An 11777-nucleotide genomic window follows, 5' to 3' on the forward strand; every position below is an offset into this window, starting at 1 on the left:
AACCCGGAAGTTAAGCTCTTCAGCGCCGATGGTACTGCACCGGGGACGGTGTGGGAGAGTAGGTCACCGCCGGACAATCTTTCATGAAAGGGCTCTCACCGTTTGGTGGGGGCCCTTTCGTGCTTTCCAGGGCCTTTTTCAAGCGATGCCCAGCGGGGTCCCGAGGGCGGTCCAGCGGCGCTCAAGCGGTGTTCCGAACCTCCAGACGTCGAAGGCCGGGACTCCCGAGCCTCCACGTTCCAGGCCGGCAGAGGCAAGGACTCCGGGGAAGTTCCCGGGCCTCTGCGAGGCGAAGGGGTTCTGTGAGACGAAGCCGCTTTCGCTTCACGGGCGTCACGTTCTGACGGTCGGCACCGGGCCCGCCTGAGTACGACGAAACCCTCGATGCGCAACCCTGGGCGTGGAGCTCGCCGAGCGTGTCACGGAGAGCCGGCCGCTGTTCATGCACCAGCCGAAGCGTGATCGTCGCGGCGATGCTCATGATCGGGAAGCGATGCTCGACCTACGCTGAGGCGCGCGGCGGGGTGGTGTTCTCCTTTCTTCGTTCTCCTCGCCGGGATGATCGGTTCCCCTCGGCCTTGAGCCCCCTACGGTCAGCTACTTTTGTCAAATTTGACAGAAGTTTCAGCGTGGCCGACCGAAGTCACCGCTCAATACGTTCTGTGATCACCCGTGTCGGGGTGGGGTGGGAGTGACCGGCGAGACGCAGGTCGAGTCGCGTGACGGCTCCAGGGGAGGGGCGTCTCTGGAGTGCCTCGTAGGGCCGTTTGCCCATATTGTTACAAACCGAGTCTATTGCGACGTTCCGCGCGTGGCCACCCCGCCTGATCAGGCAAGATCTCTCGATCGGGGGTGTATGGGAGCGTGTCCGGTACGGCTCCACCCCGGAAGGACTTTGGTCGTCCGTCGTAGAAAGTTCAAGTGATCATGGCAAAAGTTCTTCCAAAAGGTGCAGAAGACGCGTAACTTCCACGCCAAGTTCTCTGCACACCACCGAGAGGACGAAGTGAGTCGGCCGGCGGCGTCCGCAGGCGGATCTCCTCGAAGAGGCGACCCGCGGGTGGGGGCCGGGGCCTGCGGCGGAAGGGAGTCGGTGGTCACCCGGCTGAGGCATCGGGGACCGCAGGGCTCCATCCACCCACACGAAGGTAGGAAAACATGAGTGCACACGAAGAAGAGACCGACGAGATCGCGGGCGCGCTGCGCCGCAGGCTCGGGCTGAACCGCCGCCAGTTCCTCGCCGCCACGACGGGGGTCACCGCGGTGGCCGCCATGTCGGCGGTGGGTCCGCTCGCGTCGGCCGCGTACGCGTCCCCCGACGGCGACCAGGAGCGCGGGAAGGGCCACGGCCACGGTCACCAGGACGCCCTGGTGCCGGAGGCGAAGCGGGGCATCATCCTCTACACGGTCCGTGACGTCGTCTCCCGCGACCCGGCGATGAACCTGCCGGCGGGCTTCCGGCGCGTGTTCGAGGAGCTCTCGCGGATCGGCTACAAGCAGGTGGAGTTCGCCGGCTACCGCCAGCACGCGAACGCGGAGGGCGGAGCCGACCTGGAGACCGTCGAGGGTGCCCGGCTGCTGCGCCGGTGGCTCGACGACAACGGACTCAAGGCCCAGGGCAACCACGGCTTCATTCCCAGCTCCTGGCCGCTCACCCAGGCCGATCTCGACCGCTTCAAGAGGACGCTGGAGATCGCCAACATCCTCGGCATGGAGCACGTGGGCACCGGCAGCGACCCGACCAACAGCGCCTACAAGGCGGACTGGGACCTCGCCGCCCAGAAGTGGAACGGTCTCGGCGCGCTCGCCTCGGCCGCCGGTCTCAAGCTGTACACGCACAACCACGACGCGGCCTACAGCTTCCTTCTCGACGAGGGACCCCTCGACGAGCTGGGTCGGCCCACCCGCTCGTCGGGCGTCCGGAAGCTGGAGTACTTCCTGGAGATCACCAACCGCAGGGACGTCTATCTCGAGCTGGACATCTACTGGGCGCACGTGGCGCAGTACAAGCACCGCGAGTACGTCGCGCACAACGGCAAGACCCGGACCGACATCTTCGACCCCCTGAAGCTCGTGAAGCAGAACGACAAGCGGTTCCCGCTGTTCCACGCCAAGGACGGGAAGTCCAGTGCCACCGCCAACGGCTACGACATGGTGCCGTTCGGAACCGGTGACATCGACTACCAGGCCTTCTTCTCCAAGCTGGACATCGAGAAGCGCCATAACCCGATGTACGAGCAGGACAACGCGCCAGGCGGGACCGCCGAGCCGGGCCGCTCGCTCCAGTACGCCGACCTGAGCTACCAGAACCTCTCCGCCCTGCGCCGTCACTGAGAGTTCGGCGCATACCTTAACCGCACCTCAGAGCACACACCTCGAAGAAGAATCCGAGGAAGAACCCGAGGAAGGATCCAGCGGATCCGGAGGGTTCGGCGGACCGCCACGTGATCGAAGCCGTTGCCGCGGCACGCGTGGCGGCCCGCCATGTCCTGATACCCCCCTGAAGAAGAGGCTCAGGAAGTTGAAGCTTACCCGCGCCATGCTCGGCGGAGCACTGGCCGCCCTGCTGTTTCCCCTGGCGGTGCCCAGTGCCGCCCCCGCACAGGCCCAGCTCCAGGACGCGGCCACGAACTGGTCGAACTACGAGAAGATCACGCTGACCAAGAACGTCGGCGAGCCGATCGACATGGCGGTCCTGCCGGACAGCAGAGTCCTGCACACCGCCCGCAACGGTGACATCCGCCTGACCGACGGCGCCACCGGTATCACCAAGATCATTAACACGATCCCCGTCTACGCGAACTCCGAGGACGGCCTCCAGACGATCGCGATCGACCCCGGGTTCGCCGAGAACAAGTGGGTCTACGTCTACTACGCGCCGAAGACGATGACGGCCCCGTACCCGGAGACGACCCCCACCGGTTCCGCGCCCAACTCGCTGCCCGCGGGCGCGGACGAGTCGTACTGGGACCAGTGGAAGGGCTACAACCAGCTGTCACGGTTCAAGTGGACCGGTGACGCGCTGGACCTGTCCACCGAGCAGGTGATCATCAAGGTCGAGGTGCAGCGCGGGCAGTGCTGCCATGTCGCGGGCGACATGGACTGGGACGCCGAGGGCAACCTCTACCTCGCCACCGGCGACAACACGCCCGCGGGTACGCCCGGCGCCAACGGTATGGCGCCCAACAACGACGCCCCGGGGATGAACCCCGGACTGGACTCGCGGCGTGGCGCGGGCAACAGCAACGACCTGCGCGGCAAGATCCTGCGGATCACCGTGAAGGAGGACGGCTCCTACACCGTCCCGGCGGGCAACCTCTTCCCGCCGGGAACGGCCAAGACCCGTCCCGAGATCTTCGTGACGGGGCTGCGGAATCCCTTCCGCATGGACGTCGACGACGTGACCGGCACGGTCTCCTGGGGCGACTACGGTCCCGACGCCGGGGCGCCCGATCCCGCCCGGGGACCCCTGGGCTACGTCGAGTGGGACGTCACCCCCATCGACAAGCCGATGAACGGCGGCTGGCCCTACTGCACGGGAAACCACTTCAACTACAACGACTGGAACTTCGCGACCGCGACACCGCGCGAGTGGTTCGACTGCGCGGCGGGGCCGGTGAACACCTCCCGCTGGAACACCGGCGTGGACAAGCTGCCGCCCGCGACCCCGGCCACCCTCTACTACGGTGACAACAACACCCACCAGCCCGCGGAATGGGCCGGGCTCACCGACTTCGAGCCCGCGGGCGGCCAGGGACCGATGGGGGGTCCCGTCTACCACTACGACGCGGCGAACCCCTCGACGACGAAGTTCCCCGCGTACTGGGACAAGAAGTTCTTCTTCGCCGAGTTCTCGCAGGACTATCTCGCGGCGTTCACCCTGGCGGGGCCCGGCGGGCCGGTGACCAAGCTCGAACACTTCCTGCCCAACAGCGCGCTGAACGCGGCGGTGATGCCGATCACCGACAGCCCGATAGACATCGAGTTCGGCCCCGACGGGTCGCTGTACGTGCTCGACTACGGCGACGGCTTCTTCCGTGCCAACCCCGACTCGGGTCTGTACCGCATCGACTACGCCGAGGGGAACAAGACCCCGCAGGCGAAGATCGTCGCCAAGCCGTCGTCGGGTAGCACCGCGCCTCTCGCCGTCGACTTCAGCGCGGCCTCGTCGACCGACGCCGAGCCGGGCCCGCTGACCTACGAGTGGGACTTCGACGGCGACGGGACCTTCGACGCCACCGGTGTGACGGCCTCGCACACCTACCCCGCGCTCGGGCAGTACGTCGCCAGGCTCCGCGTGACCGACGCGCAGGGCAAGTTCGGGCTCACCTCCACCGAGATCACCGTGGGCAACACCGCGCCCGAGGTGACCATCCAGGCGCCGGGGAACGGCTCCTTCTTCAACTGGGGCGACGCGGTGCCGTTCCAGATCAAGGTCTCCGACAAGGAGGACGGCGACAACCCGGTGTGCAGCCGGGTGCAGTGGACCTTCGGCCTCGGTCACGACACGCACGCGCACCCGGAGACCCTCGGTTCCGGATGCTCGGGCGCGTGGCCGACACCGGCCGACGCCCCCGAGCACGGTGAGACCGAGAACATCTTCGGCGTCGTCGTCGTGAGCTACCGGGACAACGGCGCCGGTGACATCCCCGGGGCGGTCGGTGACGCCACGCTCATCCTCAACCCCAAGGAGCTGCAGGCCGAGCACGCCGACGCGAGCAGCGGTGTGACCAAGGTGGAGGACGCGAGCGCGTCCGGCAGGGCGAAGATCACGTCGTTCGACGCCGGTGACTGGATCTCGTACGACCCGGTGAACTTCGCCGGTATCACCAGTGTGAAGACCCGCGCCTCCGGTGCGGGAACGCTCTCCCTGCGATGGGGTTCGGAGACGGCGGAGCCGTTCGCCACCGTCACCGTGCCGGCAGGATCGGGCTGGCAGAGTGTGGAGACCGCGCTCACCGGTGCCCCGACCGGCAGCGGCGAGCTCTACGTCACCTCGACCGGCGGCGTGGAGGTCGACGGGTTCACCTTCCAGGGTGACGGTGTCGCCGACAAGACGCCCCCGACCGTGTCGGCCACGCTCGCCCCGGCCCAGCCGGGCGGGGAGAACGGCTGGTACACCGGGAACGTCACGCTGACGGTCACCGCGACCGACAACGGCACGGTGGCGAGCAGGCAGTACTCGCTCAACGGCGGTACGACGTGGCTGAACGCCAACAACCCGGTCACCCTGAGCGCGGAGGGCGCTCTCGAGGTGCGCTACCGGGCGACCGACAACGCGGGCAACGTCTCGCAGATCGGCACCGTCACGGCGAAGATCGACAAGACCGCCCCGGTCCTGTCGGTGAGCGGGGTGGAGCCGGGCAAGTACGGCGACTCCGCGTTCATCACGCCCGTCTTCTCGGCGTCCGACGCGGCCTCGGGAGTGGCGAGTGTGACGGCGGCCATCGGTGACCTGGAGGTGGTCTCCGGCAAGGCGATCGCCCTGTCGAAGCTGGCGCTCGGCACGCACACGCTGACCGTCACCGCGAAGGACAAGGCGGGGCACGTCACGAAGCAGACCGTCGCGTTCGAGGTCACAACCTCCTTCGCCGACGTGCGCAAACTCCTCGACCGCTTCAAGGCGGAGGGCTCGGCGCGGGGCGGCGTCCTCGATGTCCAGCTCGACCAGGCTACGAAGCACGCGGAGGCTGGGAGGAAGAACGCCGCGATCGCCTCGCTGGAGGTCTTCGTGAAGCTCGCCCAGCGTGAGCTCTGGGTGCCCGACACGAAGGCGCGTGACGTGCTCGTACGGGACGGGCAGGCGCTGATCGCGCAGCTGCGCGCCCCGGCCGGCGGCTGACGCGGGGCGCGGGGGGAGGGCCCGACCGGCTCTCCCCCCGCGTTCGGCGTGCAGGTGTCAGGGGGCGCTGAGGTCCAGGTCCTTGATCCTGGGATCGCCCTCGTCGGCGAAGTAGTGGTCGGGCTTGGTGGAGTCGTCGCCCTCGGCCATCCTGGCGGAACGCGCGATGACGGTACCGAGCGCGGCGACGGCGAGGTTGACCGCGAGGGCGAGGATGCCCGCGTAGATCGTCATCTTGGTGTCCAGTCCCAGCTTCTCCAGCGGGAACGCCGACCCCGCGAAGTGCAGCTTGCCGGTGGCCGGGTTGCCGATGTTGTAGAGCAGGAGCATCCCGGCCCCCATGCCGGCCACCCAGCCGGCGATCAGGCCGCCCCGGTGGAACCAGCGGGTGTAGAGGCCGAGCGCCACCGACGGGAGCGTCTGCAGGATGATGACACCGCCGATGAGCTGCAGGTCGATGGAGAAGCCGGTATCCAGGAACAGGATGCACAGCACCGCGCCGACCTTGACGAGCAGCGAGGTGATCTTGGAGACGCGGGCCTCGTCGGCGTCGCTCGCGTCCCGGTTCAGATACTCCTTGTAGATGTTGCGAGTGAACAGGTTCGCCGCGGCGATGGACATGATGGCCGCGGGGACCAGCGCGCCGATGCCGATCGCGGCGTAGGCGACGCCGGTGAACCAGTCGGGGAACATCCTGTCGAACAGCTGGGGCACGATCGTGTTGTTGTCGGTGCCGATGGGCTGGATCCCGGCCGCGATGGCCATGAAGCCCAGCAGGGCGATCAGGCCGAGCAGCAGGCTGTAGGCGGGGAGCGCCGACATGTTCCGCTTGATCACGTCGCGGTTCCTGGAGGCGAGGATGCCGGTGACGCTGTGCGGATAGAGGAACAGCGCGAGCGCCGAGCCCAGGGCGAGCGTGACGTACTGCAGCTGGTTGTTCGCGTTGAGCAGGATCCCGTCGCCGGGTGCGGCGCTGGCGTCGAACTTGGCCTGGGCGGCGTCGAAGATGCCCGACCAGCCGCCCTCGATCTGGGCGGGGATCGCGAAGATCGCGACCAGGATCACGATGTAGATCAGCGTGTCCTTGACGAACGCGATCAGCGCGGGCGCGCGCAGGCCCGACTGGTAGGTGTACGCGGCCAGGATCGCGAACGCGATGATGATCGGCAGATGACCGGTCACCCCCATCGACTTCAACACGGCCTCGATGCCGACGAGCTGAAGCGCGATGTAGGGCATCGTCGCGACGATGCCGGTGATCGCGACCAGCAGCGCGAGGGTGGGGGAGCCGAACCTGGCCCGGACGAAGTCGGCCGGGGTGACGAAGCCGTGCACGTGCGAGACCGACCAGAGGCGGATCAGCACCAGGAACACGATCGGGTAGACCACGATGGTGTACGGCACCGCGAAGAAGCCCATCGCGCCCGCCCCCCAGAGCAGGGCGGGTACGGCCACGAAGGTGTAGGCGGTGTAGAGGTCGCCGCCGACCAGGAACCAGGTGACCCACGAGCCGAAGTTGCGGCCGCCGAGTCCCCACTCGTCGAGGCTGGCCAGGTTCTCCGGGCGGCGCCAGCGCGCGGCCACGAATCCCATGCCGCTGACCACCAGGAACAGCACGGAGAAGATGATGATCTCTGTCAGGTGGGCTTCCATCGGGTCACCGCCGCCGCTTCGTCATCCGGTACACGATCGAGGTGCACGTGACACCGATCGCGATGAAGGCGAGCTGGAGCCAGTAGAACATCGGGAAACCGAAAAGCCGGGGTTCATCGGAATTGTAGAGAAGCGGGAGCAAAGGTAGGATGATCGGCACGATAAGCAGCCAGTTCCATGGGCTGCGATCGCTCCGGTCCCCGTTTGGAGTGGTCAACGCGGTCTCCTTGAGCTGGAGAATGGACGCCCGGGCAGGGATATCCCCTTCGGCTGACCGGCAGCGTAATTACGCCGCCGTTCCATTCGGGTCACCGAGCGCCGAGTGGCACGTGTGGCGCGACGAACGGTGGCTCGGCCCCGCCGCCGAGGTTCCAGGCCAGGTCGCGGGCGTCGTACGTCTCCGAGTCCTTCACTTCGCCGCCGGTATCCCACCGATCGCCGACCTCTCGGCGCGGCTTCCTTGACAATATGGAGTGCATTTCGTAAAGGCGTACAGGCAGGATTGGCCGCCTCTCGCCTCCCGCCTCCCATGTGGCGCGAATGGGTCCTTCCTGTCGTGGGCGCCGCAGCGGTTACCGGTCATCGTTTGACTGGTAGGAAATCTCCTACCTATTCTTGGGGCATGACCATCACACACATCCAGTTGCTCTCCCTGCCCGTCGCCGACCAGGAGCGGGCGAAGAACTTCTACGTCGGCACGCTCGGCTTCGATCTCGTCTCCGACAATCCGATGGGGCCCGATCGGCGATGGGTGCAGGTGGCTCCCAAGGGCGCCGACACCGCCATCACGCTCGTCACCTGGTTCGACACCATGTCGCCAGGCTCGCTCAAGGGCCTGGTGCTTGAGACCGACGACCTCGACGGTGACGTGGCGGAGTTGAGCGGCCGCGGGGTGGCGATCGAGGGGGGCATCCAGCAGTCGCCGTGGGGGCGGTACGTCACCTTCGACGACCCCGACGGCAACGGGATCGTGTTGCAGACCACCGTGGTGAACGTGTCCGCCGGTGGCTGAGACGGATGTGTTCGCCGCGGTGGCCAACCCCACCAGGCGCCGGTTGCTCGGCCTGCTCCTGGACGGTGGCCCGCAGCCGGTCCAGGAACTGGCCAGCCACTTCGACATGCGCCGGCCGAGTCTGTCGGAGCATCTCAAGGTACTCAAGGACGCCGGCCTGGTGGTCGAGCGCAGGGCCGGTCGGCAGCGGCTGTACTCGTTGAACTCCGAGCCGCTGCGAGAGATGTCGGAGTGGCTCACGCCGTACGAGCGGTTCTGGCGGGAGAGACTCTCCAGCCTTCGTGACCTTCTGGACGCCGAGGACGATGACTGACCCGACCCTGATCCAGACCGATCAGTATCTCGCCCACCCGCCCGCGCGGGTCTGGCGGGCGCTCACCGACACCGACCTGCTGGCGCGCTGGCTGATGCCCAACGACTTCAAGCCGGTCGTCGGTCACCGGTTCACCTTCAGGACCGAGCCGAAACCGAAACACGGCTTCGACGGCGTCGTGCACTGCGAGGTCCTCGACCTGGAGCCGGAACGCCTGCTGCGCCTGTCCTGGAGGGGCGGGAGGCTGGACACCACAGTGGTCTGGAGGCTGGAACCCGAAGGGCGCGGCACCCGGCTGTTCCTGGAGCACGCCGGGTTCGACCCCGACGATCCCATCCAGCGGCGCACGCGCGCCATCCTCGATGGGGGGTGGCGCTCGCACGTCCTCCGTGCACTGGAGGAGGCGCTGGCGACCGGCTGATCCCGGCCGGGCGCCACGTTCCTTCGCTTTCCCCCGGCCGTTTCGGTTGTCGCGTTCTTCGGCAGGCGTGGCGCGAAAACATGACAGAGGATGTCCTGTTTTCGCGTCACGCTGATCTCATGACAAGAGCGCTGGAAGGGAAGGTCGCCCTGGTCGCGGGGGCGACGAGGGGGACCGGGCGGGGCATCGCGGTGGAGCTGGGCGCGGCCGGTGCCACGGTCTACTGCACCGGGAGGAGCACGCGGGCACGACGCTCGGAAATGGGCCGCCCGGAGACCATCGAGGAGACGGCCGAGCTGGTGACCCGTGCCGGTGGGCGGGGCGTCGCGGTCCAGGTGGATCACCTGGAGTCGGAGCAGGTGCGCCTCCTGGTGGAACGGATCAGCAACGAGCAGGGCAAACTCGACATCCTGGTCAACGACGTCTGGGGCTCCGACTCGCTCACCGAGTGGCACGTCCCCGTCTGGAAACACTCTCTCGACGACGGTCTGCGCATCCTCCGGCTGGCGGTGGACACTCACCTCATCACCAGCCACCACGCCCTGCCCCTGCTGATCGAGAATCCCGGGGGCATGGTGATCGAGGTGACCGACGGCACCCTGGAGTACAACATTTCCAACTACCGGCTCTCGGCCTTCTACGACCTGGCCAAGATCTCGGTGAACCGCCTGGCGTTCATCCAGGGTCACGAGTTGCGCCCGCACGGCTGCGCCGCGATCTCGCTCACCCCCGGCTGGCTCAGGTCGGAGAACATGCTGGAACTCTTCGGCGTCACCGAGGAGAACTGGCGGGACGCCACTGCCAAACAGCCGCATTTCGTGATCTCCGAGACACCCGCCTACACCGGTCGCGCGGTCGTCGCCCTCGCCGCCGACGAGGACCGGATGCGCTGGTCGGGGCAGTCGGTGTCCAGCGGGCAACTCGCCCAGGTGTACGGCTTCACCGACGTCGACGGCAGCAGGCCGGACGCCTGGCGCTACATCGAGGAGGTCGAGAGCAAGGGGAAACCCGCCGACGCCACCGGCTACCGCTGACCGGCGCCGCGACCGCCGGTTCGGCCCGCCGTGAGGGATCAGCGGCCCCAGGGGGGCGTAAGAGGTCAGCGGTTCGAAGGCCGGGCCCGTCGCGAGGGGGCAGTGCTCCCGAGATTGGAATCGTCGTGAGAGGTCAACGGTCCGGCGTGCCGGTGTCATCGGAGGAGCGGGGAGCGGAGTACAGGCCGTGCAGGCGGACCGCGGCCTCGGCGAGGCGGGCCCGGAGGCCGGGTGGGTCGACGACCTCGGCCTCCGGGCCGAAACCGAGGATCTGGGCGTAGGCGACCTCCGGCGACTCGACGGGCAGGCGGAACGTGACCCACCCCTGCTCGTCGGGCTCGCCGGCGGAGGCCAGGGCGGCGTCGAGAGCGGCGGGATCGGCGACGGAGGGGAGCGCGCGGCGGCCGGCGGGACTGAGCCGTACGGTGACGTGCGTGGTGAGCAGGGACCCGGCGAACCGCGCCACCCGCTCCGTCCAGAAGGCGGCGAGGTCGAAGGCGCCGTCCCGCTCGAAGCGCAGGTCCGAGTGGATCTGGACCTCGTCGAAGCGGTCGACCCGGTAGATGGCGAACCGGGTCGCCAGGTACCAGACTCCCGCCTTCAACACGAGCCCGTACGGCTCCAGGCGCCGGGCGGTGCCGGCCTGCCGGGTGTCCGCGGTCTGCTCTGCGTCCCCGGCCTGTCCGTCGCGCTCGGTCCGCCCGTGGTCCCCGGACTGCTCGGTCCCTCCGCTCGGCCTGTCACGCTCACTCCGCCCGGTGTCTTCGGGGCGCCCGATCCGCCCGGTCTTCATGGTCTCGCCCGATGGCCCTGTCTGTTCGCCAGGGCGGTGGCGCGCGGCACGCCGGTAGAGGGCGGTGACCGGGTGATCGCCCCACACCGCTCTGGCCAGGGGCGCCAGCGCCTGCGGCGGAGGCCGCTCGCTCGCGAACCAGCCGGGGGCGTCCAGGTGGAAGCGCTGGGCCGCGGTCGCGGGGGCGTCGCGGAGGCCGGGAGAGAGCGCGGCCGCGGCTTTCAGCCGCGCCGTGGCCGCCACCTCGCTCAGCCCCATCTCCCGCAGGGCCTGGGGAACCCCCGACAGGAACAGTGCTTCCGCCTCGGCCCGGTCAAGGCCGGTGAGACGGGTGCGGTATCCGTCAAGCAGCCGGTAGCCGCCACCTCGCCCGCGGTCGGCGTACACCGGCACGCCGGCCTCGGAAAGGGCCAGCACGTCACGGTGGACGGTCCGCTCGGAGACCTCCAGTTCCCGGGAGAGCTCCGCCGCGGTCATCCCGCCCCGGCCCTGGAGCAACAGGACCAACGACATCAACCTGGCCGCACGCACCCTCCGACCCTAGCCCCGGTGACGGTGACGGTGACGGTGACGGTGACGGTGACGGCCGGAAGGGGAGCGGGTGGCGGGTGGAGCCGGACCGGGCGACGACCCGGCGGACAATCCGGCCGGGTGTCGAGCCGCGAGTCTTTTGCATAGGTTTCATGGGGTTTTTGGCCCCTGTGGAGCG

The 11777-nt window shown here is 68.2% G+C and carries 9 protein-coding genes and 1 rRNA gene; 7 read left to right on the top strand and 3 right to left on the bottom strand.

From position 1 onward, the window contains the following. From rrf to AB0B96_RS21785, 3 genes are all read left to right on the top strand, one after another. Positions 1–75 (top strand): 5S ribosomal RNA (gene rrf / locus AB0B96_RS21775); the annotation flags it as partial. Positions 76–1158: 1083 nt separating this feature from the next. Beyond that, positions 1159–2334 carry a TIM barrel protein gene (locus AB0B96_RS21780; protein WP_362901199.1) on the top strand — a complete coding sequence of 392 codons (1176 nt, stop codon included), beginning with the start codon at positions 1159–1161 and terminating at the stop codon, positions 2332–2334. Between the two features lie 187 nt (positions 2335–2521). After that, positions 2522–5842 (top strand): PQQ-dependent sugar dehydrogenase, encoded by a 3321-nt coding sequence (locus AB0B96_RS21785; RefSeq protein WP_362901201.1) that lies wholly within the window; start codon positions 2522–2524, stop codon positions 5840–5842. Between the two features lie 57 nt (positions 5843–5899). Here AB0B96_RS21785 and mctP read toward each other — a convergent pair whose 3' ends face one another. Together mctP and AB0B96_RS21795 are read right to left on the bottom strand one after the other, a co-directional pair. Beyond that, entirely contained in the window at positions 5900–7495 is a 1596-nt protein-coding gene (gene mctP / locus AB0B96_RS21790; protein WP_362901203.1) for a monocarboxylate uptake permease MctP, read from the bottom strand. 4 nt (positions 7496–7499) lie between these two features. Further along, the gene (locus AB0B96_RS21795) at positions 7500–7712 is read right to left on the bottom strand and encodes a DUF3311 domain-containing protein (RefSeq protein ID WP_362901205.1); all 213 of its coding nucleotides are present in this window, start codon (positions 7710–7712) and stop codon (positions 7500–7502) included. 405 nt (positions 7713–8117) lie between these two features. Here AB0B96_RS21795 and AB0B96_RS21800 point away from each other — a divergent pair, with 405 nt between their 5' ends. The 4 genes from AB0B96_RS21800 (at position 8118) to AB0B96_RS21815 (ending at position 10275) form a co-directional block, all read left to right on the top strand. Next, entirely contained in the window at positions 8118–8507 is a 390-nt protein-coding gene (locus AB0B96_RS21800) for a VOC family protein (RefSeq protein ID WP_362901207.1), read from the top strand. Further along, a complete protein-coding gene (locus AB0B96_RS21805) occupies positions 8500–8820 on the top strand; it encodes a metalloregulator ArsR/SmtB family transcription factor (RefSeq protein ID WP_362901209.1) in 321 nt (106 codons plus the stop codon). Before AB0B96_RS21800 ends, AB0B96_RS21805 begins: the two co-directional genes overlap by 8 nt. Continuing rightward, positions 8813–9241, top strand: a complete 429-nt coding sequence (locus tag AB0B96_RS21810) for an SRPBCC domain-containing protein (RefSeq protein ID WP_362901211.1) — start codon at positions 8813–8815, stop codon at positions 9239–9241. Before AB0B96_RS21805 ends, AB0B96_RS21810 begins: the two co-directional genes overlap by 8 nt. A gap of 119 nt (positions 9242–9360) precedes the next feature. Further along, a complete protein-coding gene (locus AB0B96_RS21815) occupies positions 9361–10275 on the top strand; it encodes an SDR family oxidoreductase (protein ID WP_362901213.1) in 915 nt (304 codons plus the stop codon). Positions 10276–10408: 133 nt separating this feature from the next. Here AB0B96_RS21815 and AB0B96_RS21820 read toward each other — a convergent pair whose 3' ends face one another. Next, the gene (locus AB0B96_RS21820) at positions 10409–11599 is read right to left on the bottom strand and encodes a WYL domain-containing protein (protein ID WP_362901215.1); all 1191 of its coding nucleotides are present in this window, start codon (positions 11597–11599) and stop codon (positions 10409–10411) included. Between the last annotated feature and the right edge of the window lie 178 nt (positions 11600–11777).

The organism is Streptosporangium sp. NPDC049046, assembly GCF_040649155.1.
In the GTDB taxonomy this organism is placed as follows: Bacteria; Actinomycetota; Actinomycetes; order Streptosporangiales; family Streptosporangiaceae; genus Streptosporangium.